Here is a 22,497-nt window from a genome sequence, read left to right as displayed (position 1 = left end):
CCCGAGGCCGGTGCCGCGCAATGGCACACTGGGGGCCACCCTGGCCGCCCGTCGGCCCGGCGGCGAAGGTTACCGTAAATGCCCGAATTGCCTTTCACCCAAAAGGCCCCTCATATACACCCGAACGCGTAATCGCGTAAGGCATTCTGCGGTTTTTCACTCGAACGTGTGTTTGGCGCAACCTTTCGAAAGCTACTACCGTTGTGCCAGCCAGGGAGAGAACATCTCGAAGAGGGGCCGACGACGTGACCACCACCGCTGACAGCGCAACCATCACTGCCCAGGACCGCTCCCAGAGCCGACTCGAGCCGGTGCATGCAATGAATGAAGCAGCCACAAATCCGGAGGGCGCAAAGCCCTCGCGTTCGCTGCCAGGCCGTCCTCCGGGAATCCGGGCGGACAGCTCCGGTCTCACCGATCGGCAACGACGCGTCATCGAGGTCATCAGGGATTCGGTGCAGCGGCGGGGATACCCGCCGTCCATGCGCGAGATCGGTCAGGCGGTGGGCCTTTCCAGTACCTCTTCCGTGGCCCATCAGCTGATGGCTCTCGAACGTAAGGGCTTCCTGCGCCGGGACCCGCACCGCCCCCGGGCGTACGAAGTGCGCGGCTCCGACCAGCCGAGCAACCAGCCGACCGACACGGCGGGCAAGCCCGCCGCGTCCTATGTACCGCTCATCGGCCGGATCGCGGCCGGTGGCCCGATCCTGGCCGAGGAGTCGGTGGAGGACGTCTTCCCGCTCCCCCGCCAACTGGTGGGTGACGGTGAGCTGTTCGTCCTCAAGGTCGTCGGAGACTCGATGATCGAGGCCGCCATCTGTGACGGCGACTGGGTGACGGTACGCCGTCAGCCGGTCGCGGAGAACGGCGACATCGTGGCCGCCATGCTGGACGGCGAGGCGACCGTGAAGCGGTTCAAGCGCGAGGACGGCCATGTCTGGCTGCTCCCGCACAACGCCTCGTACGAGCCCATCCCCGGCGACGAGGCCACCATCCTCGGCAAGGTGGTGGCGGTATTGCGGCGGGTGTGACACCGCGCCGGCCAAGACCGGGCCCCGGGACCTACTGCGCCGGTCCCGGGGCCCTGCTTTGTGCCCTCAAAGTGCGCTGCCCCGCTTACAGGCCCTCCGCCTTGGCTTTACAGGCCCTCCGCCTTGGCCTTGGCGTCGATCGCGGCGAGCGACCGGCGGACCTGATTGCGGTCCGTGGTGTACCAGAAATCGGGCAGTGAGGCCCGGAGGTAACTGCCGTAGCGGGCGTTGGCCAGCCGCGGATCGAGCACCGCGACAACACCACGGTCGCCCGTGGCGCGCACGAGCCGCCCGGATCCCTGGGCCATCAGCAGCGCCGCATGGGTCGCCGCGACGGCCATGAAGCCGTTGCCCCCGCCCTCCTCGACCGCCTTCTGGCGGGCGCTCATCAGCGGGTCGTCCGGGCGCGGGAACGGGATCCGGTCCATGATCACGAGCTGGCAGCTCGGGCCTGGGACGTCGACGCCCTGCCAGAGGGAGAGCGTGCCGAACAGGCAGGTCTCCGGATCGGCGGCGAAGTTCTTGATCAGCTCACCCAGCGTCTCCTCGCCCTGGAGCAGGATCGGCTTGTCGAGCTTGCCGCGGAGCTCCTCGGCCGCGGCCTGCGCGGCGCGCATCGAGGAGAAGAGCCCCAACGTGCGACCGCCGGCGGCCTCCACCAGCTCGGCGAGCTCCTCCATCATGTCGCCGCGCGAACCTTCGCGGCCCGGCGTGGCCAGGTGCCGTGCGACGTACAGGATTCCCTGCTTGGGGTAGTCGAACGGCGAGCCGACGTCGAGCCCCTTCCAGACCGGGACGTCCTCCCCCTCGGTGCCTTCCGGTGCCAGGCCGAGGGAGGCGCCCACCCCGTTGAAGTCGCCGCCGAGCTTGAGCGTGGCCGAGGTGAGGACGACCGAGCGGTCGGTGAAGAGCTTCTCGCGCAGCAGACCCGAAACGGAGAGCGGGGCGACCCGCAGCGAGGCGCCGAAGCGGTCGTGCCGCTCGTACCAGACGACGTCCCACTCCGAGCCGTTGCAGATGCGCTCGGCGACGCCGTGGATCGTCTCGACGGCGGCGCGGGCCTGCTTGCGTACGGCGTCCTCGTCCTGGACGGACTTGTCCCGTGTGTTGCCGAGGGCCGAGACGACGTTGCGGGCGGCGTCACGCAGCGCCATCAACGCGTACCCGAGGTCTTCGGGGACCTCCTCCAGACGGCCAGGGAGCGCCAGCTCCATCAGCCGCTCGAAGGACTCGGCGGCGGTCTGCAAGGAGTCGGCGACCTTCTCGTCGACCAGCCTGGCCGCCCTTCGCACCGCACGGTTGACCTGGCCCGGGGTGAGCTCCCCGGTGGCCACCCCGGTGACCCGCGAGACCAGCTCGTGCGCCTCGTCGACGATCAGCACCTCGTGCTGCGGCAGTACCGGGGCGCCCTCGATGGCGTCGATGGCGAGAAGGGCGTGGTTGGTGACCACGACATCGGCGAGCTTGGCGCGCTCGCGGGCGGCCTCGGCGAAGCACTCGGCCCCGTAGGCGCACTTCGTCGCGCCCAGGCACTCGCGCGACGAGACCGACATCTGGCCCCAGGCACGGTCCGAGACGCCCGGCGTCAGGTCGTCGCGGTCCCCGGTCTCGGTCTCGTCCGCCCAGTCGCGCATGCGCAGCAGGTCCTGACCGAGCTTGCTGGTGGGGGCGGCGGCCTCGAACTGGTCGAAGAGGCCGTCCGCCTCCTCCTGCGGGACACCCTCGCGGAGCCGGTGCAGACACAGGTAGTTCGAGCGGCCTTTGAGCATGGCGAACTCGGGACGGCGGCGCAGCAGCGGATGCAGCGCGTCGACCGTACGCGGAAGATCGCGCTCCACGAGCTGGCGCTGCAGGGCCAGTGTCGCCGTGGCCACCACCACGCGCTCACCGTGCGCCAGGGCCGGGACCAGGTAGCCGAGGGACTTGCCGGTGCCGGTGCCGGCCTGGACCAGCAGATGGGAATGGTCGTCGATGGCTCCGGCAACGGCCTCGGACATGGTGACCTGGCCGGGCCGCTCCGTACCGCCGACAGCGGTTACGGCGGCATGGAGGAGCTCGGGGAGTGAGGGCTTCGTCATAGCTCGACCACCCTACGGGGCACCACTGACAGCCCGGATCACACAGGACCGGCGCATCAGGAGAGGTGCAGGGGGTTGGGAACGGTGCCGTGCACGGCCGCGTGCGGGCGCTCGGGGCGGTCGCGGTAGCCGTCGAGGTGCAGGCGGTTGCGGTTGAGGCAGAGCCGCTCGATCCGCGGAGTGAGCAGGTCGAACATCTCGTAGCGCTCCTTCAGCTCCGGGAAGCGGGTCTGGTACCGCAGGATCTCGGCCCGTACGAGTGACCAGAACCGGTCCTCGGGCAGGCCGAGCTGCTCCTCGAACAGGGGCGCGAGATAGCGGAAGACGCCCACGAAGAGACCGGAGTGGATGAACTGGGTGAGGAAGCCGGGAGGCTCGGTGAGCAGCACCTCGCGTACGTCGTCCGGCATGGAGTCGTGCTCGGGCAGCGGCTGCGCGCTGACGTTCACGTCGTCGACGAAGTCCTTGATCGCGAGCCGGACGGGGACGTCCTGGTCGTCGAAGACGACGATGGCGTTCTCGCCGTGCGGGGAGAAGACGGTGCCGTAGCGGTACAGGAAGTGCAGCAGCGCGGGCAGCAGCGCCGACAGGAGTCGCTTCAGCCATGCCTCAGGGGTGAGGCCGGAGCGGGCCACGAGCTCCGCGGTGAAGGCACGCCCCTGCGGGTCCGTGTGGAGCAGGGAGGCCAGCGTGCGGGCGCGCTCGCCGGGTGCCAGCCGGCCGGTGAGCGGCTCGCGCCAGATCGCGCCCAGCAATTCCTTGTACTGGTACGGGACTTCGGGTAGGCCGTCGTACAGCGGATGTTCGACGGCGACCGAGGCGACCTCGCCGAGGAGGATCACGCGGCATTCCTCGTGCAGGAAGGCGTCGCTGTCGCGCAGTGAGTGGACCCAGGCGGTGACGGCGGGTGCCGCCAGGGTGCGCTCGGTGGGCAGGCCGCGCCAGACCAGGGTGTTGAGGATGGCGAGCGGCAGCTTGACCGTGTGCCGGTCGGGCCGGCTCGTATTGAGGAACGTCCGGATGGACTGCTGTGGCAGCCGTACGTCGCCGTCGGTGGGCAGCGGCACGATGTCGCCCTGTGCGACAGCGGGGGCGAAGAGCGACAGGACCACCTCGTCCCACTGCCAGGGGTGCACGGGGAGGTAGAGGTAGCGCTGCGGGTCCAGACCGCGGGCCCGGAGGGTGGCGGCGAACAACTCCAGTGTGGCGCCGTCCAGTTCGCGGGCGTAGAGCTGCTCCGGTGTGGCGAGTGAGGACACTCCGCGGTAGTCGGCGAGGGCGGTACTCACCGCGATCCAGGGGAGTTTGGCCGGCCTGCGCGCCTCGGGTGACCAGCGCGCGGAGTCGGTGGCGGAGAAGCCGATACGGCCCTTGTTGAGGACGAGCCAGGGGTGGCCGGTCTGGTGGCCCTCCAGCTCCGCGTATCCGAGGTCGGCGAGCCGGGCGGCGGAGAGCGCGGTGTGGTCGAGGCGGGCGTCGGCGGCGAGGGTGGCGCTCACTTCTCCGATGAGGTGGCCGAGGGTGGCTCCATCGAGGCCCAGGAGGCGGCGGGCGAGGACGAGGAAGCGCAGGGGGTCACCGAAGGGGTGGCCCGCGAGGTCGTCGGCGCACTCGCGCAGTTCGATCGTGTCCGGGTCCACGGTCCAGCTGTCGTAGGAGCCGCGCCGGGCCCGGAAGGAAAGGATTCCGCCGTCGTCGAGCGGGAGTGTGTGGCTCGGCAGAGTCCGGCTGTGATCACCGGGTCTGTCCGCGGCGGAATCCTGCTCGGCGTGCGGGACGGGCTCGATGATCTCCTCGTACGCGAACTCGCCGAGCATCTTGGCCAGGAGGCGGCGGGCGGCCACTTCCCAGGTGCCCGGGTTCAGTTCGGGCGGGGCCGGCAGCGGGGCCGGCTCCTCGAAGTCGGGGGCGACAGCGGGGTTCGGCACGGGGACTCCTCGGGATGGAACCCTTTGGGGGGCGAGCGTTGCGGGCGAGGTGATGAGTCGTTCGCAGGCGATTCGATCACAACTGCTTGCGCAGGGCACGTTCGCGGACCATCAGCGCGGCCCGCTTGTCGGGAAGGTCGACTTCCGCCGCGAAGCGGAACCCTGCGCCGAGGAATGCCGCGACGGACGGGGTGTTGCGCAGGGCCGGCTCGGCCACGACCCGGGCGCACGAAGGACGTTGGTCGAGAACGAGGTCGGCGACGGCTCTGAGGAGTGCGGTGCCGATGCCCCGCCCGCGGTCGGCGACTGGGCCGACAAGGAGATGGATACCGGTGTCGTGGGGGCGGGCCGGGTAGTGGCGGGCCAGCGGATCGAGGTCGGCGCGGTAGATCTCCCAGTAGCTCATGGGTACGCCGTCCAGTACGCCGAGACAGGGGACGCTGCGCCCGTCCCCGTCGAGCCGCCCGCGCAGATGGGCCGCGGTGGCTTCGTCCTCGCCCGCCAGGTCCCAGAACGCCGCGACGGCGGGGTCGTTCATCCACCGGGCGATGATCGGCAGGTCCCGCTCCACGCGTACGGGGACGAGCCGGAAGACGCCGACGGGGGTGGTGACGGGGCCCCAGTCGGCCGGGCTGTCGAGGAGGTCGTCGTCGGCCTGCTGGGAACCCGTGCCCGCGGGGAGCCCGGCTGCGATGCCGGTGCCGGGAGAGGCGTCCGGTCCGGGAAGGGCGCCCGTCCCCAACTGGTCATCTCCGAAGAGCGCGATGAGCTCGTCGGACAGCCTCAGGTCCAGGGTGTCCTCGGCGCTGGATCCGGCGCGGGGAGCGGAGTTGGTTCCGGCGTCGGTGCTCGCATCGGTGGGAGGCACGGCGACGCTCCTCTCGGCAGTTCGGGTGGGTCATGTCCTTCAGGTGCGAAGGGGGTTGGCGATGGTGACGTAGACGGATTGGGTGTCGACCGGGCCGACCAGCTCGTCCAGGCCGTGCAGTCGGGTCAGCAGGTTGGCCTTGCAGCGCAGTCCGGGGGTTTCCAGAAGGTGGGCGGGCAGCGAGGAGCCGAGGGCTGTGTTCTTCCCCAGGAACTGGCGGAGGGCGGCGATCAGCACACGCTCGTCGGCCAGGCCCTGGGCGCCGAATGCGCCGATCAGGCCGAGGACGTTGTTGATGCCCAGGTAGTAGGCGAAGCGCTCGTCGGCGACGGCGTCGGAGACGAAGGTGTCGCTGGTGGTGCCGATGCCGGGCAGGCGCTGTTCGAGCGCGGCCCGGTGGGACTCACGGAAGTAGTAGCCCTGGTTGTCGCGGTAGCGGCCACCGATGGGCCAGCCGTCCGGGTCCAGGAGCACCAGGGTGTTCTGCTGGTGGGCCTCCAGGGCGATGCCCACGACGCCGTCCAGCCAGAGAACCGGGCGTACGACCTGGTCGAGGTAGCGCAGGAACCACTCGGCGGCGACGGCTCCGGTGTGCCGGCCGGTGCGGGCGGCGAGCCCGGCGACGGCGTCCGCGAGCCGGGAGCGCATCGCGGTCCGGCCCGGCCAGGGGCGCGGTGCGGTGAGCGCCGCGACGCAGACGGCGTCGTCGCCGGGCCCGAACGGGTTGTGGCGCAACAGGACGTCGAGTCCGGGGACCGGTACGCCGTCCGTCGTGTCGACGGCGAGCCAGGCCGGGTCGCGGACGATGTCGAAGTCGGGGTGGGCGGACCGCCACTGCGCGGAGAGCCCGCCGCGCAGCAGCCGCTGCACCTCGATGCCGCGGTGGAGTTCCTTGCGGAGGTTCTCCCGGCGGGAGTTGGTGATGCGCACGCCGAGCGAGAGCTTGAGCATGGCGGGGGCGCCGGGGCGGTGCACGGTGCGGATCGAGGAGGTGGGGTGCCAGTGCTCACCGTAGGGACCGAGGTCGTGCAGGAGGCCCGCGGCCAGGAGCGCGATGACGGCGGGCCGCTGCGTCAACTCCCGGGCCTGCCAAGGGTGCAGCGGCAACGGCACGGTGTTGTGCGGCAGTTGGAGCCCGTCGGCGATGCGGGCGGTGAGCCGGCCGGCCGGCACGGTGCGACCGCGCTCGGTCCAGGCCGAGTCCTCGGCCAGTACGGAGCGGTCGACGGCCATCCAGTGCAGCGGGAAGGATCCGCGCAACTCCGGTGAGTAGAGCCGCGCTTCCGACTCCGAGAGTCCCTCCCGGCTCTTGGGCGTGGGGTGCAGCGGGTGCCCGAGGAGCAGGGACTGCTCGGCGGTGAGGAAGAGGTCCGCGTGGTCGGCGGCCTGCGGTCGGTGGCGCCGGTCGGTGATGAAGGTGGCGGTGTGTCGCACCGAGTCGGCGACCCGGCCGACGAGATCGGCCCCCTCGCCCCGGCCCCCCTCGTTCGTGGCTGCCTCGCGGCCCAGGAGTGCGGCGACCGTGACGGCGTCGGCGTGCGGCGCGCTCTGCGGCGCTCCTTCGAGGTCCGGCAGGCCGAAGCGGTGCCAGCCGGTGGCCGACCAGTAGCGGACGGGGACGAGCAGTGCGGCGGCGCTGGCGTCGAGCGGGATGCGCAGGGACGGGCCCGCGGGTTTGGCGAGGTCGTTCTCCCGGACCCAGCACCGCAGCAGGTTCTCGACGGCCGCCGCCTCCGCCGCGGTGTGCGGGTCCGGATGGTCGAGGAGGTCGGGGACGTCCGGGAGATACGGGTCGGCGGCGGCAGGGCGGCCGTCGGGCCCGGGCGGACGCTGGCCCCCGCGGCCTCCCCCGCCCTGCCGCGGGACCGTGGCCTGCTCGACGGCGAGGCTGTTGTGCGTGCCCGGTGCGCCCTGCCCCCGGTCGTGGGCGGTGGGACGGCGGTCGGCCGTTGACGCGTCGGATGCAGAGGTGGGATTCACGGGGTCTTCCTTGTGGGCTCGTCCGGGGTCAGTGCGACTGCCCGGTCCGCTGCCGGCGCTGCGGGGAGCGCTCGGCGGCCGACAGGGCATCGGCCAGGCGGTCGAGAACCGCGGCGGCCTGGTCGTCGGTGAGGGTCAGCGGAGGCAGCAGGCGTACGACGCCGGAGTGGCGTCCGCCGAGTTCCACGATGAGGCCGCGGTCCAGGCACTCCCGCTGGACGGCGGCGGCCAGTGCGGGGGCGGCCGGCGGAGCTCCCGACACGGTGCGCTCCGCCGCGTCCGGGTCGACAAGTTCGATGCCGATCATCAGCCCCCGGCCACGTACATCCCCGATACAGGGGTGGTCGGCTGCCAGTCCCTGCAACTGGCCGAGCATGCGGGCGCCGAGGACGCCGGCGCGCTCAGCGAGCCGGTGCTCACGCACGTACGCCAGGGTGGCCGCGCCCGCCGCCATCGCCAGCTGGTTGCCGCGGAAGGTCCCGGCATGGGCGCCCGGCTGCCAGACGTCGAGGTCCGCCCGGTAGACCAGCACGGCCAGCGGAAGGCTGCCGCCGATCGCCTTGGACATCACCATCACGTCGGGCACCACCCCGCTGTGCTCAACGGCCCAGAAGGTGCCGGTCCTGCCGACCCCTGTCTGCACCTCGTCGGCGATCAGCGGGATGGAGCGGGCTGCCGTGATCTCGCGCATCCGGCGCAGCCAGGTGTCGGGGGCGGGGATCACACCGCCCTCCCCCTGTACGGGTTCGAGGATCATGCCGGCCGGTGAAGTCACCCCGCCCTTGGGGTCGTCCAGGAGGCTCTCGGTCCAGCGGGCGGACAGCTCGGCGCCGCGCTCACCGCCCACCCCGTAGGGGCATCGGTAATCGTACGGATAGGGCAGCCGGGTCACGCGTACGTCCTGCGCGCCGCCCGAGGCGTCGAGCGCCCCTGCCGTCATGCCGTGGTACGCGCCGGTGAAGGCCAGGAGTCCGCTGCGCCCGGTCGCGGTACGGACCAGTTTGAGCGCCGCCTCGACCGCGTCGGTGCCCGCCGGACCGCAGAACTGCACGCGCGCGTTGTCGGCCAGTTCGCGCGGCAGCGTCGCGAACAGTTCGGTGATGAAGGCGTCCTTCACGGGCGTGGCGAGGTCAAGCACATGCAAGGGGGCCCCGGAGTCGATGACCTTCTTGATGGCTTCCAGGACCACCGGGTGGTTGTGCCCCAGTGCGAGGGTCCCGGCCCCCGAGAGACAGTCCAGATAGCGCCGCCCGTCGGCCCCCTCGATCGTCAGCCCTCGCGCGCGTACGGGAACGATGGGCAGCGAGCGCGCGTAGGTACGAGCTGCCGATTCACGCAGCGACTGACGCCTGAGAATGCCCTCCTGCACGGCAGGCAGCGCTGCGGAAGCAGGTTCGGTCATGGCCACGTCTGTTGATCCTCCCGCGGTGACGACTCCATCGCGGGGTGTTGCGGATCCGTTGCCCCGCAGGGCTGAACAGTGACCCGGCATCCCCCGTACGTACCAACGACGGCGGTGGCGCGGGATCACGGGCAAGCAGAAGATCCTTGCGCCGGGGGAACCGAAGCCCTGCCGAACGCCGTCCCCATCGACACCGGCATAGTGGGGTCCGCACTCGGGGCCCGGAGCTCCACCGCCGGGGTGAGCGACGAGTGCGCGGTGTTCACAGCAGACGAATTCGAAGTCCCAGGGGGATCACGACATGCGACCCATTCGCCCGACCTTCTCAGCACGTCGTGGGAGGAGCGCACGTCGCGGGACCTCCCCCGTACTGGCCGCCGTCGGCCTCGCCGCCGCCCTCGCGCTGACCGCCACCGCCTGCGGGCCGAGCGAGGACAACGCCGTTGGTGAGCCCGCTGCCAGCGCGACTCTGGGCGGCGACGACAAGATCGTGATTCCGGACGATCTGAAGGAGCGGCTCAAGGAGCAGGGCTTCGACATGGACAAGTGGAAGGACGGGGCCTGGAAGGACTGGAGCAAGGACGACTGGCTCCGCGAGGCCGAGGACTACATCAACCCGATCATCGAGGACCTGTGGGACCCGGACCGCATGCGGGACGCGGAGCAGCCCGACAAGCAGCCGGTGGACAACGACATCTCGGGTGACGAGGGTGTTACCGACCCGACGCCCGCCCCGGTCGAGGCGCAGCCGGTGACGTCCCCGTACAGCAAGAGTGCCCCCGCGTCGGGCAAGGTCTTCTTCGACGGCCCCGAGGGCTCGATGGTCTGCTCGGCCACGGTCGTCCAGGACCCGGCGCACCCCGGGAAGTCCAACATGGTGTGGACCGCCGGCCACTGTGTGCACGCCGGCAAGAAGGGCGGCTGGTACCGCAACATCGCCTTTGTCCCGTCCTACAACGACGCGGGCAAGTCGGCCGCGGACCTCCAGGGCGTACCCAAGAACGAGGTCGCTCCGCTCGGTGTGTGGTGGGGCGACTGGGCACAGGCCTCCGAGCAGTGGATCGCCCAGGGCGGTCCGACCGGCGGCGCCGGCGCTCCGTACGACTTCGCGGTACTGCATGTGACTCCGGAGAAGGGCGGCGGCGGCAAGTCCCTGGAGGAGACGGTCGGTTCCGCGCTCCCCGTCGACTTCAACGCCCCGGCCGTGCCGGAGATCGCGAACATGACGGCGACCGGCTACCCGGCGGCCCCGCCGTACGACGGCCAGAAGATGCTCCAGTGCGCCGACAAGCCGGGACGGCTGTCGGTCACGGCGGGCGCCCCGACGATGTACCGCATCGGCTGCACCATGACCGGCGGCTCGTCCGGCGGCGGCTGGGTGGCGCAGGGCCAGGACGGCAAGCCGTCGCTGGTGTCCAACACCTCGATCGGCCCTGTGACGGCCGGCTGGCTCGCCGGGCCGCGCCTCGGCGACGAGGCCAAGGGCATCTACGACGCGGTCAGCAAGAAGTTCGCGGGCCAGTAGTCACACTACGGAGCCTGCCGTACGGCGGGTGACAGCACGTCAGGGGCCTTCGGTGCACACAGCCGGAGGCCCCTCGCCCGGCCGGGGAGACCTCACACCTTGCTCCCCGGACACAACCGGCACAGTGGGGGCCTGCATTGAGGCGGTCGCCGCAGACCACCCCTACACATGACATGCACAAGGCATCTTTTCTGCCCCAGGAACCGCACGCGTCACCACACAGAACGCACAGTCGCACGCACAGCACACGCACAGCCGCACGCACAGTCGCACGGCACTACAGGGGGAATTACTTCCATGCACTCCATACGCCCGTTGCTGGCCGCCACCGCCCTGGCCGCAGCCCTCGCGCTGACGGCCACCGCCTGCGGCCCCAAGGCGGAGCCGGCCGACCCGTCCGCCGCCGACAAGCCCGCCGCCTCCACCCCCGCGGGTGAGGACGGCCCCGGCATCCCCGCGGACCTGGCCGACAGGCTCAAGGAGCGCGGCGTCGACTTCGACGTCGACAAGTGGAAGGACGGCGGCTGGAAGAACTGGAGCAAGGACGACTGGCTCCGCGAGGCCGGCGACTTCGTCAACCCCGTCATCAAGGGCCTCTGGAAGCCCGAGCGGCAGCACACGGCGAAGGACCCGGCCAAGACGATGGCCGCCAGTGACACCTCCGGTGGCCAGGGAGTCTCCGACCCGGAGCCGCGTCCGGTCAGGGCCGAGCAGGAGAAGACCCCGTACCACAAGCACGCCGCCCCGGTCGGCAAGGTCTTCTTCGACTCCCCCAAGGGCTCGATGGTCTGCTCCGCGACCGTCGTCAAGGACCCGAAGAACCCGGGTAAGTCCAACCTGGTGTGGACTGCGGGCCACTGCGTCCACGGGGGCCAGGAGGGCGGCTGGTACCGCAACATCGCCTTCGTCCCGTCGTACAACGACCTGGGCAGGTCGGCGGCCGCGGTGCCGAACGCCCCGGCCCACGAGGTCAACCCGTACGGCGTCTACTGGGCGGACTGGGTCTCGACCTCCGGTGAGTGGATCAACGACGGCGGTCCGACGGGTGGCGGCGGCGCCCCGTACGACTACGCCGTGATGCATGTGAAGCCGGAGAACGGCGGCAAGTCCCTGGAGGAGACCGTCGGCAACGCCCTGCCGGTCGCGTTCGACGTCCCCGACACCCAGCAGGTCGCTTCGATGGGCGCCTGGGGCCCCGGCCGCACCCCCGTACGACGGTGCGCTCATGCACAAGTGCCAGGACCGGCCGACCCGGCTTTCGATCAGCCCGGGTACGCCCCCCATGCACCGCATCGGCTGCAGCATGACCGGCGGTTCCTCCGGCGGCGGCTGGTTCGCGGCGCAGCCGGACGGCAAGACGGCGCTGGTGTCCAACACCTCGATCGGTCCGGTCACCTCCGGCTGGCTCGCGGGCCCGCGCCTGGGCAAGGGCGCCGAGCAGATCTTCACGACGATGAGTGAGAAGTACGGCGACAAGTAGTCGACAGGCACTCGTCACAACGAAGGCCCGCCCCCTGCGGAGGGACGGGCCTTCGTGCTTGCTTGCCGGGTCGTGCGTGCTGACCTGCTGGGTCGCACGCTGGTGCCCGTCGCGTCAGGCGGTCGCCGCCGGCACATACGGGGCCAGGTCGGCGGCCAACTGCTCGTGCACCCGCGCCTTGAGCAGCGTGCCCTCCGCGAGATGCTCCTCGGAGATCACTTCGCCCTCGGCATGCGCACGGGAGATGAGCCCGCCCTGCGTGTACGGCACGAGCGCCTCGATCTCGACCTTGGGGCGCGGCAGTTCGGAGTCGATGAGGGCCAGCAACTCGTCCATGCCCGCGCCCGTACGGGCCGACACCGCGATCGCGTGCCGCTCGACGCGCAGCAGCCGCTGCAGCACGAGCGGATCGGCAGCGTCCGCCTTGTTGATCACCACGATCTCGGGCACGTCCAGCGCGCCGACGTCGCGGATCACTTCGCGTACGGCGGCCAGCTGCTCCTCCGGCGCCGGGTGCGAACCGTCCACCACGTGCAGGATCAGGTCGGAGTCACCGACCTCCTCCATCGTGGAACGGAACGCCTCGACGAGGTGGTGCGGCAGGTGCCGTACGAATCCGACAGTGTCGGCCAGGGTGTAGATACGTCCGCTCGGCGTCTCCGCTCGGCGCACGGTCGGGTCGAGGGTGGCGAACAGTGAGTTCTCCACCAGCACGCCCGCGCCGGTGAGCCGGTTGAGCAGCGAGGACTTGCCCGCGTTTGTGTATCCGGCGATCGCGACCGAAGGCACCTTGTTGCGCTTGCGCTCCTGGCGCTTGATGTCGCGGCCGACCTTCATCTCCGCGATCTCCCGGCGCATCTTCGCCATCTTCTCGCGAATCCGACGCCGGTCCGTCTCGATCTTGGTCTCACCGGGACCACGGGTGGCCATACCGCCACCGCCGCCGGTACCGGCGCCGCCCATCTGCCGGGACAGCGACTGACCCCAGCCGCGCAGTCGCGGCATCATGTACTGCATCTGTGCCAGCGCGACCTGCGCCTTGCCCTCACGGGACTTGGCGTGCTGGGCAAAGATGTCGAGGATCAGGGCGGTGCGGTCCACCACCTTGACCTTGACTACGTCTTCCAGATGGATCAGCTGGCCGGGGCTGAGCTCACCGTCGCAGACGACCGTGTCGGCGCCCGTTTCGAGCACGATGTCGCGCAGCTCCTGGGCCTTGCCCGAGCCGATGTAGGTGGCCGGGTCGGGCTTGTCGCGGCGCTGTACGAGGCCGTCGAGCACCAGGGCGCCCGCCGTCTCGGCGAGTGCGGCCAGCTCGGCCATCGAGTTGTCCGCGTCGGTCGCGGTCCCCGAGGTCCAGACGCCGACCAGCACGACGCGCTCCAGGCGCAGCTGGCGGTACTCGACCTCGGTGACGTCCTGAAGCTCCGTGGAGAGACCGGCCACGCGGCGCAGCGCGGCACGCTCGGAGCGGTCGAGCTGGTCGCCGTCGCGCTCTCCGTCGGTTTTGTGGCTCCAGGCGACGTCCTCTTCCATCAGGGCGTCGGCCCGGGGGCTCTCAGCGCCGCCGACGGGGGCGGAGGCTGCCTGTGTGTCCTTGGAAGGGGAGGAAGAGGAGGTCATTGGATCCTTACGTCGATAGGGAAGTCGTTACAGCAGTCACAACGCGTGACGTTCTTGGAAGATTCCCGAAGAATCCCCCAGGTATGCCGTCCCGGCCGGGTCGCTGCACACAGATAGTGGCACGGCCCGGCCGGACCCGTCACTCGGGTTTCAGCCCCGCCCTCAGCGCTGCCTCAGTCCTGCCCCGGCCCTGCCCCGGCCCGCCCTCAGTGCTGCTTCGGCCCCTGCGCCGCGGCCCGCACCGGTGCCGGTGAGACCTTCGGCCCGCTCCGCCACTGCGGGTGACCGGGCATCGGCGGTGTCTTCTGCCCGTACAGCCACTTCTGGAAGAACCCGGACAGGTCCCGGTCCGCGAGCTGCGAAGCGAGGGCGGTGAAGTCGGCCGTCGTCGCGGTGGAGTCGCGGTGGGTCCGCACCCAGCGCCGCTCCAGCTGCTCGAAGGTCTCGTTCCCGATCTCCTTGCGCAGCGCGTAGAGCACCAGCGCGCTGCCGTCGTAGACAACGGGCCTGAACAGACTGATCTTCCGCCCCGGCGCGGGGGGCTTGGGCGCTGCGGGCGGGCCGCCGGCGGCCCGCCACTCGTCGGACCGCGCGTACGCCTGGCGCATCCTCGTCTCCAGCGGCTTCTTGGCGTGCTCCTCCGCGTACCGCGCCTCGTACCAGGTGGCATGTCCTTCGTTGAGCCACAGGTCGGACCAGGTGCGCGGCGAGACACTGTTGCCGAACCACTGGTGCGCCAGCTCGTGCACCATGATCGCGTCGACGTACCAGGCCGGGTACTCGGGCCGGGTGAACAGCGCCCGCTCGAAGAGCGACAGCGTCTGGGTCTCCAGCTCGAAGCCGGTGGCCACGTCGGCGACGAGGATTCCGTACGTCTCGAAGGGGTAGCGGCCAACCTGCCGCTCCATCCACTCCAGCTGACCCGGTGTCTTCTTGAGCCACGGTTCGAGCCGCTCGCGGTCCGCGGTCGGCACGACATCGCGGACGGGCAGCCCGTGCGGCCCCTGCCTGTGCACGACGGTCGAGCGGCCGATCGAGACCTGGGCGAGCTCGGTGGCCATGGGGTGCTCGGTCCGGTACGCCCAGGTGGTGCCGTTCGCGCCCGGCCGGGTCCTGGCCGCCGGCAGTCCGTTGGCGACCGCCGTCAGTCCCTTGGGCGCTGTAATGCGGAAGGTGAAGTACGCCTTGTCCGCGGGGTGGTCGTTGCACGGGAAGACCCGGTGGGCGGCGTCGGCCTGGTTCGCCATCGCCAGGCCGTCGGCCGTCCGCACCCAGCCACCGTCCCCCTCGTCCTTGGGCGCCGGGTCGCTGGTGTGCCGGACGGTGATCCGCAGCGACCGCCCCTTGTCCACCGGCTCGGCGGGCGTGACGACGAGGTCCTCGCCGGCCGAGGCGAACGTGGCGCTCTCCCCGTTCACCTCCACGGCATCGACCTTGCCGCGCGCGAAGTCGAGGTTGACCCGGTCGAGTCGCTCCAGGGTCCGCGCCTCGATCTTCGTCACCGCGTCCAGTGGCTTGGTGTTGCTGCCGCCGTAGGTGAAGGCGATGTCGTACGAGAGGACGTCATATCCGGGGTTGCCCAGGTGCGGGAAGAGCGGATCGCCGATGCCGAGCGGTACGGGGGCGGGCGGTACGGGGGCGGGCAGTGTCGCCGCGACGAGAGTGACCGAGGCGACGGCCAGCAGGGCGCCGCGCAGGCGCCGGGAGGTGAGCAGCATGGCCTATCGCTATCAGCGCGCACCGCACCGAGGGGGGCGGCGCGCGTCGGTCCCACTCGAAAGAGCGCCGATCCCGGGTCAGGCGGTCGCCTGGTGCTGGGCGCGGCTCACGTCGTACACACCCGGCACCTCGCGCATCACCCGCATCAGCCCGGGGAGCTCGGCCGCGTCCGACAGTTGCAGGGTGTAGGTGTGCCTGACGCGCTGCTCGGTGGGCGGCTCGACCGTAGCCGAGACGACGGCCACTCCGGCGGTGGCGATGGCCTCGGTGAGATCGGCCAGCAGCCCCGGGCGGCCGAAGGACTCGGCGACCAGGGTCACCCGGCAGTCCCCGGTGGTCAGCCAGCGCACGGGGACGGGCTCGCGGCCGCGCACCTGCATCCGGCCGACCGCGGGACACGCTTCGCGGTGCACAGTGACGACGCCGCCGCGCACCACGAAGCCGGTGACGGCGTCCGGCGGTACGGGCGTGCAGCAGCCGGCGAGCCGCACAGTCGTGTCCGGCAGGTCCACCACGGCGTTCTCCGCGCCGCGGCGCGACGGGCCGGGTGGCGCGGGGGCGGTGGGCCCCGGGCCGGTCGCGGCGGGCTCCTGCGGTGCGGTGCGGGGGTCCGGGGGGTGCCCTGCGGTGGTCGGCGGCTCGTCGTCAGCGTGCGCCGCGAGCCAGCCGGTGATGGCGATCCGTGCGGCGGGCGTACGGGCGTGGTCCAGCCAGTCGGGCGAGGGCCCCGAGGCGCTGTCGTGGGCGAGCAGCAACTGCACCGTGTCGCCGTCACTGAGGACCGTACTGAGCGTCGCCAGACGGCCGTTGACCCGTGCCCCGATGCACACGTGCGCCACCTCGCCGTACTGCGCGTACGCCGCGTCCACACAACTCGCGCCGGCCGGCAGTCCCAGCGTGCCGCCGTCCGAACGGAACACGGTGACCTCCCGGTCCTCCGCCAGGTCCGCCCTCAGGGACGTCCAGAAGGTGTCGGGGTCGGGCGTGGACTCCTGCCACTCAAGGAGCCGGGAGAGCCAGCCGGGCCGGGTGGGGTCCGCGCGCTCGCCCTCGACGGCGGGCTCGGCGCTCTCGGTCGGTGCGTACGGATTGCCCAGGGCGACGACGCCCGCCTCGGCGACCTTGTGCATCTGGTGCGTACGGATGAGGACTTCGGCGACCTCCCCCTCCGGTCCGACGACCGCCGTGTGCAGCGACTGGTAGAGGTTGAACTTGGGGGAGGCGATGAAGTCCTTGAACTCGGAGATCACCGGTGTGAAACAGGTGTGCAGCTCGCCGAGCACCCCGTAGCAGTCGGCGTCCTCGCCGACGAGGACGAGCAGCCGTCCGAAGTCCGTGCCGCGCAGTTCACCGCGTTTGAGTCCGGCCCGGTGGACGGAGAGGAAGTGCCGCGGCCTGATGAGGACTTCGGCGCCGATGTCCGCCTCGCGCAGCACCGTCCTGACGTTCTCCGCGATGACGCCCAGCGGGTCCCCGGCGGCGGCGTCCGCCGCGATCAGGGCGCGGGTGTGCTGGTAGTCCTCGGGGTGGAGGATCGCGAAGGACAGGTCCTCAAGCTCGGTCTTGAGCGCCTGCACGCCCAGCCGTTCCGCGAGAGGGATCAGGACGTCGCGGGTGACCTTCGCGATGCGCGCCTGTTTCTCGGGGCGCATCACGCCGAGGGTGCGCATGTTGTGCAGGCGGTCGGCGAGCTTGATCGACATGACCCGGACGTCGTTGCCGGTGGATACGAGCATTTTGCGGAAGGTCTCGGGCTCGGCGGCGGCGCCGTAGTCGACCTTCTCCAGCTTCGTCACACCGTCGACGAGGAAACAGACCTCCTCACCGAACCCCGTCCGCACCTGATCGAGTGTCACATCGGTGTCCTCGACGGTGTCGTGCAGGAGCGCCGCGGTCAACGTGGTTGTCTCGGCGCCGAGTTCGGCGAGGATCAGGGTCACGGCGAGCGGATGTGTGATGTACGGCTCACCGCTCTTGCGCATCTGCCCGCGGTGCGAGAACTCCGCGAGTACGTACGCCCGGCGCAGGATGGAGAGATCGGCGTCGGGGTGGTGCGCGCGATGGGCCTCGGCGACATGGCCGATCGCGTCGGGCAGCCGGTCGCGCGAGACGGGGCCCAGCAGGGCGACCCGGCCCAGCCTGCGCAGATCGATCCTGGGACGGCCGCGCCTGCGGCTGGGAGCACCAGGGTTGGTGGCCTCTGCACTCATGGGGCACCTCCGGCAGAATCGACCGGCGGTGGACGGGTGGACCCACGTCCGGGCCGGTGCTTGATGCTACCGAGCCCATCACGCGTCGAAGACCCGCTCTCGCCCAGCGTGAAACGGATCACCCATTCGAGCGAAGCTTTATGCGACAGCCGTTTCCTTTGGGCCGGGAGCGATCCGGCCGGCGTCGACGGTGGCGATCCAGCCGGGGTCGATGGTGCCCTCGGCGACGATCACGGCGGGGCCGGTCATCTCGACGGCTCCGTCCGGCCTCTCGGTGATCACCAGGCGCCCGCCCGGGAGGTCCACGGTGTACGAGACGGGGGCGCCCGTGACGGAGGGGTCCTGGCCGTCCCTGCGGGCCGCCGCGACGGCCACGGCGCACGCGCCCGTACCGCAGGACCGGGTCTCGCCGGAGCCGCGCTCGTGCACCCGCATCGCGACATGACGCGGGCCGCGGTCGACTACGAACTCGACATTGACCCCGTCCGGGTAGGCGGAGGCGGGGCTGACGCCCGGGGCACCGAACAGGTTTCCCGCGTGGGCGAGTTCGTCGACGAAGGCGACGGCGTGCGGATTGCCCATGTTCACGTTGCGGGCGGGCCACTCGCGCCCGCCGACGGTGACTGTGACGTCGACCGCGGGGAGGTCGGCGCGGCCCATGGAGACGGTGATGTCGCCGGGCTCCCCGCTCGCGTCCCGCTTGTCGATGTGGACCTGCTTGATGCCGCCCCGGGTGGCGACCGCGAGGCCGCCTTCGCCCACCAGACCGGTGCGCTGGAGGTAGCGGGCGAATACGCGGACGCCGTTGCCGCACATTTCGGCGATCGAGCCGTCCGCGTTGCGGTAGTCCATGAACCACTCGGCCTGCGCCGCCATGGCGCGCGCCTCGGGATGCGCGGCGGTCCGTACGACGTGCAGCAGACCGTCGCCGCCGATGCCGGCCCTGCGGTCGCACAGCTTCGCGACGGCGGAGGCAGGCAGGTCGATGGTGTTGTCCGGGTCGGGGACGATCACGAAGTCGTTCTCGGTCCCGTGGCCCTTGAGGAAGGTGATCGGCGAAGTGCTCACGCGGTCAATCGTAAGGGGCGGGTACGACAGGCCGACCGGGTAGCACCTGTCGGCCGGGCCGGTCGCACCTCTCGGCCCGGCCGGTCGGGCGAGGGCGCGCTAGCGGAGCCGGGCCACACGCCAGACGGCGAGGGCGACGAGGCCGGCGCACAGAACCACGTAGAGCGCGACGACCCGCCAGTCCGGGCGCCCGCCCGACTCCCTGGGCTGCAGTCCGGGCCAGGTGTAGCCCACCCGACGGGCGGCCATCATGCCCCAGCCCGCGGCGCAGCCACTGATCAGCAGGCCGAGCATGGCGACGACGGCGCCGCCGTCACCGAACTCGAAGGCGAGGGGGAAGGCGAACATCAGTGAGCCGAGCGCGGCGAGGGCCACGATCGGCGCGAGCTGCCAGATCCGCAGGCGTCGCTGCGGACGCAGCTCGACCTCGACCTCGGGGCCCACATCCGCCCCGGCGGTCACGTCCTGCTCGTCGGGCCCGTCGGGGCTCAACCGCTCCGGGTCTTCCTGTGCTCTGTCACGAGGGCCGGCTTCCATCGCCACGCGCCCTCCCAACTTGGATTCACTGGTCGATCGAAGCTCGATGATGGCACGCGTGCGGGTGCCAGATTGACGTGCGGAGCGTCCCGATGCCATCACGTGATCAGGCTGTGACCGCTCGTTCGACCAACGTGAGCGCCTGGTGCGGGAGTTCCGTGCGGTGCTCGTCGGCGCCGCTCAACCAGTGGACCCGGGGGTCCCGCCGGAACCAGGAGTCCTGGCGGCGCGCGAAGCGTTTGGTGGCGCGCACGGTCTCGGTGCGCGCCTCCTCCTCGGTGCACTCTCCCGCCAGCAGCGCGAGCACCTGCTGGTACCCGAGTGCGCGTGCCGCCGTGCGCCCCTCCCGCAGGCCGCGCGCCTCCAGCGCGCGCACCTCCTCCACGAGCCCCGCCTCCCACATGCGGTCCACCCGTGCGGCGATGCGTGCGTCGAGCTCGGGGCGGGCGACATCGACGCCGATCTGGACGGTGTCGTACACCGACTCGTGGCCGGGGAGATTGGCCGTGTAGGGCTGCCCGGTGATTTCGATCACTTCGAGGGCGCGAACGATGCGCCGGCCGTTGCTCGGCAGGATCGCTCGCCCGGCGGCGGGGTCGGCGGCGGCGAGCCGCGCATGCAGCGCGCCGGGGCCGCGCAGCGTCACCTCCTCCTCCAGGCGGGCCCGTACGGCAGGGTCGGTGCCGGGGAAGTCGAGGGCGTCGATGGCCCCGCGTACGTACAGCCCCGAGCCGCCGACCAGGACGGGCGTGCGGCCTTCGGCGAGCAGCCGGTCGATCTGCACACGGGCGAGCCGCTGGTACTCGGCGACGCTCGCCGCCTCGGTGACGTCCCAGATGTCGAGCAGCTGGTGCGGGACTCCGTCACGCTCTTCGGGCGTCAGCTTGGCGGTGCCGATGTCCATCCCCCGATAGAGCTGCATGGAGTCCGCGTTGACGACCTCGCCGTCGAAATGCTGGGCCAGGGCGACACCCAGATCGGATTTTCCGGCCGCTGTGGGGCCGACAACGGCGATGACCCGCGGGGCAGTAGCTGCATTTCTCACTGCCCCAGTCTCGCAAACCCGCGGACACCTTCCCGAACGAGCTACGTGACGACGCGCGGGCGGGGTCGTTGCCTGTTGCGAGGTTCCGACCGCCGGTTTCCGGACCGGTGCCCCCGGGCGACGCAATGAGACGCTCCGGGTGGCGCGGAATTTCGCCCACACGAGTAACGTATGGAGTAGATATGGGCGTTTTTGCACGGTTTCGCCGCAAGTCCAAGGATGCCGCCGAAGGCGCAGCCGAGGAGGGGCAGACCGCCACTCTGACGGCCGACCCCGCGGAGGAAGCCGAAGCGGAGAGCAAGGAAGTAGCGGCCGAAAAGACCGCGGAGGCTTCCGAGCCCGCCGAGCCGGCTGCCGCCGCCGAGAGCGTGGAGATCCCCAAGCAGCAGTCGGTGGAGGAAGCGGCGGACAATGGGGCCGGCGAGAGCGCTCGTAAGTAGTCCCCCCGAAGAGCAAAGGTGATCCATGGGCTTCCTGGATTCGTTGAAGGCCAAGCTTGCTCCTGCGAAGGACAAGGTCTCCGGCCTCGCGCAACAGCACGAGGGCAAGATCGAGCAGGGCCTGAGCAAGGCCGCCAAGGCGGTCGACAGCAAGACCAAGGGCAAGTACAGCAGCCAGATCCAGTCGGGCACGGGCAAGGCCAAGGACGCCCTGGACCGCATCGCCCACAAGGACGACGGCACCCCGCCGCCGGCCGGAGGCACCAAGCCCCCGACCTCCTCCTGACGGGCTGACGGGCTGACGGGCTGACGGGCTGACGGGCTGACGCAACGATGACGGACTGACGGACCGGGCCGCAGACAGCGGTCCGGCGGATCGGTCCGGCAGATCAACGGTGGACGGCCGTGGAGCGCACTCGCTCCACGGCCGTCCCCGTGTCCACACCGCCCGGCGTCTGCCCCTAGGACCAGGCGGCGACGAAATACCCCACGCCGTACGGAGCGTCCTCGTACAGCAGCGTGCCGCCCAGCCCAGCGCCCTGCGCGGCGCCCGCGAGGACCTGCCAGGGTGCCCGGCCCGCCACCTTGAGTTCGTACGCCGCCTGCTCGTCCAGCGCCAGCAGAGCGGTCGTGTCGGCCGCGCCCAGCGCCAGGGCCGCCGCCGCGTCGAAGTCCACCGCCCGCCCGTCCAGATAGCCGGGGGCCTTGAGCGTCCGGCAGGCATTCCCGTCACCCATCACCAGCAGGGCCACCCGCTCGGCCTCCGCAGCGAGCTCCCGGCCCGCCTGCGCGCACCGCTCACCGGCCAGTTGCTCCCCGACACCGAGCCCCCGGACCGGCGCACCGGACCGGTCCGTACGGGCGAGCAGCCACGCGGCCACCGCGAGGGACGGCGGCAGCTCGCGCTCCTGGGCGCCGTCGTCGGCCGCCTGGCCGAGCCGCACCTTCAGGTCCACGCCGAAGCCGCTGAAGCTGCCGACCGCACCCTGCGGGTGGGTTCCCAGGCCGTCCGGCCCGGCGGGCCCAACCACGACGAGCAGGTCGGGACGCGAGGCCGCCAGTACCCCCAGGGCGTCGGCGCAGGCGGCCCGTGCGGCGTCGAGTTCCGGGGCGGCGCCCGCGGCGACCTCGGGCACGAGCAGCGGCGGACAGGGACATACAGCGGCGGCGACAAGCATGTCCGGCAGCCTAATCCAGCTGATCGAACCAACGGCGGCGACTGCCGCCGCGCTACTGCCAGACGGTTTTGGGCCCGTCGCCCGGCCCCGAGTCCCACTCCAGCTCGCACATCATGAAGCGGTACGCGAAGGACTGGCCGGAGGCACCGTCGCCGATCAGCATCCAGCCGTCCACCGTCCGGTAGATCCGGGTGCGCTTCGGCCTCATGGGATGGCTCGGCCGGTACCGGCGCACCAGCTCCCGCAGCTGCGCCTCCGCGCTCTCCCGCGTGCCGTCCACCGTGCCGAGCAGTTCCAGCGGTTTGGAGTCACCGCGCCCTGCGGGCTTGTCCAGCAGCAGTCCCCAGCGCACCATGCCCACTCCCCCATGATGTGTGAACCGTTG

Annotated in this window: 17 protein-coding genes and 1 pseudogene; 5 read left to right on the top strand and 13 right to left on the bottom strand. The window is 71.1% G+C overall.

The features are described 5' to 3' along the window. Positions 1 to 245 precede the first annotated feature (245 nt). Positions 246 to 1,031 (top strand): transcriptional repressor LexA, encoded by a 786-nt coding sequence (gene lexA / locus ABCR94_RS17335; RefSeq protein WP_347120217.1) that lies wholly within the window; start codon positions 246 to 248, stop codon positions 1,029 to 1,031. A 107-nt stretch (positions 1,032 to 1,138) separates the two neighbouring features. On the opposite strand, the gene ABCR94_RS17330 is transcribed toward lexA, so the two are convergent. The 5 genes from ABCR94_RS17330 to ABCR94_RS17310 form a co-directional block, all read right to left on the bottom strand. Continuing rightward, positions 1,139 to 3,109, bottom strand: coding sequence for an ATP-dependent DNA helicase (locus tag ABCR94_RS17330; RefSeq protein WP_347120216.1), 1,971 nt, complete (start codon positions 3,107 to 3,109; stop codon positions 1,139 to 1,141). Between the two features lie 56 nt (positions 3,110 to 3,165). Then, a complete protein-coding gene (locus ABCR94_RS17325; RefSeq protein ID WP_347120215.1) occupies positions 3,166 to 5,037 on the bottom strand; it encodes an IucA/IucC family protein in 1,872 nt (623 codons plus the stop codon). Between the two features lie 76 nt (positions 5,038 to 5,113). Further along, entirely contained in the window at positions 5,114 to 5,905 is a 792-nt protein-coding gene (locus tag ABCR94_RS17320; RefSeq protein ID WP_347120214.1) for a GNAT family N-acetyltransferase, read from the bottom strand. Between the two features lie 39 nt (positions 5,906 to 5,944). After that, a complete protein-coding gene (locus ABCR94_RS17315) occupies positions 5,945 to 7,885 on the bottom strand; it encodes an IucA/IucC family protein (protein ID WP_347120213.1) in 1,941 nt (646 codons plus the stop codon). Positions 7,886 to 7,913: 28 nt separating this feature from the next. Beyond that, complete coding sequence (locus tag ABCR94_RS17310; protein WP_521977180.1) at positions 7,914 to 9,293, bottom strand: diaminobutyrate--2-oxoglutarate transaminase family protein; 1,380 nt, start codon at positions 9,291 to 9,293, stop codon at positions 7,914 to 7,916. Positions 9,294 to 9,588: 295 nt separating this feature from the next. On the opposite strand from ABCR94_RS17310, the gene ABCR94_RS17305 reads away from it, so the two are divergent. Both ABCR94_RS17305 and ABCR94_RS17300 read left to right on the top strand, forming a co-directional pair. Further along, positions 9,589 to 10,812, top strand: coding sequence for a trypsin-like serine peptidase (locus ABCR94_RS17305; protein WP_347120211.1), 1,224 nt, complete (start codon positions 9,589 to 9,591; stop codon positions 10,810 to 10,812). Between the two features lie 297 nt (positions 10,813 to 11,109). After that, positions 11,110 to 12,292 (top strand): annotated as a pseudogene (locus tag ABCR94_RS17300) (trypsin-like serine peptidase). A 114-nt stretch (positions 12,293 to 12,406) separates the two neighbouring features. Here ABCR94_RS17300 and hflX read toward each other — a convergent pair. The 6 genes from hflX to miaA form a co-directional block, all read right to left on the bottom strand. After that, entirely contained in the window at positions 12,407 to 13,915 is a 1,509-nt protein-coding gene (hflX, locus tag ABCR94_RS17295; RefSeq protein ID WP_347120210.1) for a GTPase HflX, read from the bottom strand. A gap of 206 nt (positions 13,916 to 14,121) precedes the next feature. Beyond that, positions 14,122 to 15,633 carry a M1 family metallopeptidase gene (locus ABCR94_RS17290; RefSeq protein ID WP_347120209.1) on the bottom strand — a complete coding sequence of 504 codons (1,512 nt, stop codon included), beginning with the start codon at positions 15,631 to 15,633 and terminating at the stop codon, positions 14,122 to 14,124. Positions 15,634 to 15,711: 78 nt separating this feature from the next. Then, positions 15,712 to 17,844 (bottom strand): RelA/SpoT family protein, encoded by a 2,133-nt coding sequence (locus tag ABCR94_RS17285; protein WP_347120208.1) that lies wholly within the window; start codon positions 17,842 to 17,844, stop codon positions 15,712 to 15,714. 138 nt (positions 17,845 to 17,982) lie between these two features. Continuing rightward, the gene (dapF, locus tag ABCR94_RS17280; RefSeq protein ID WP_347120207.1) at positions 17,983 to 18,912 is read right to left on the bottom strand and encodes a diaminopimelate epimerase; all 930 of its coding nucleotides are present in this window, start codon (positions 18,910 to 18,912) and stop codon (positions 17,983 to 17,985) included. 99 nt (positions 18,913 to 19,011) lie between these two features. Beyond that, a complete protein-coding gene (locus tag ABCR94_RS17275; protein WP_347120714.1) occupies positions 19,012 to 19,449 on the bottom strand; it encodes a hypothetical protein in 438 nt (145 codons plus the stop codon). Between the two features lie 106 nt (positions 19,450 to 19,555). Next, the gene (gene miaA / locus ABCR94_RS17270; protein WP_347120206.1) at positions 19,556 to 20,494 is read right to left on the bottom strand and encodes a tRNA (adenosine(37)-N6)-dimethylallyltransferase MiaA; all 939 of its coding nucleotides are present in this window, start codon (positions 20,492 to 20,494) and stop codon (positions 19,556 to 19,558) included. 182 nt (positions 20,495 to 20,676) lie between these two features. On the opposite strand from miaA, the gene ABCR94_RS17265 reads away from it, so the two are divergent. Further along, complete coding sequence (locus ABCR94_RS17265; protein ID WP_347120205.1) at positions 20,677 to 20,934, top strand: hypothetical protein; 258 nt, start codon at positions 20,677 to 20,679, stop codon at positions 20,932 to 20,934. A gap of 25 nt (positions 20,935 to 20,959) precedes the next feature. After that, positions 20,960 to 21,220: an antitoxin gene (locus ABCR94_RS17260; protein ID WP_347120204.1), complete on the top strand. Its 261-nt coding sequence runs from the start codon at positions 20,960 to 20,962 to the stop codon at positions 21,218 to 21,220. A 175-nt stretch (positions 21,221 to 21,395) separates the two neighbouring features. On the opposite strand, the gene ABCR94_RS17255 is transcribed toward ABCR94_RS17260, so the two are convergent. Together ABCR94_RS17255 and ABCR94_RS17250 are read right to left on the bottom strand one after the other, a co-directional pair. After that, the gene (locus ABCR94_RS17255) at positions 21,396 to 22,112 is read right to left on the bottom strand and encodes a class III extradiol dioxygenase subunit B-like domain-containing protein (protein ID WP_347120203.1); all 717 of its coding nucleotides are present in this window, start codon (positions 22,110 to 22,112) and stop codon (positions 21,396 to 21,398) included. A gap of 52 nt (positions 22,113 to 22,164) precedes the next feature. Then, positions 22,165 to 22,467 (bottom strand): hypothetical protein, encoded by a 303-nt coding sequence (locus ABCR94_RS17250; protein WP_347120202.1) that lies wholly within the window; start codon positions 22,465 to 22,467, stop codon positions 22,165 to 22,167. Between the last annotated feature and the right edge of the window lie 30 nt (positions 22,468 to 22,497).

Origin of the sequence: Streptomyces changchenzhani (assembly GCF_039766235.1) — a bacterium.
Lineage (GTDB): Bacteria > Actinomycetota > Actinomycetes > Streptomycetales > Streptomycetaceae > Streptomyces.
This window is presented reverse-complemented; position numbering and strand designations above follow the sequence as displayed.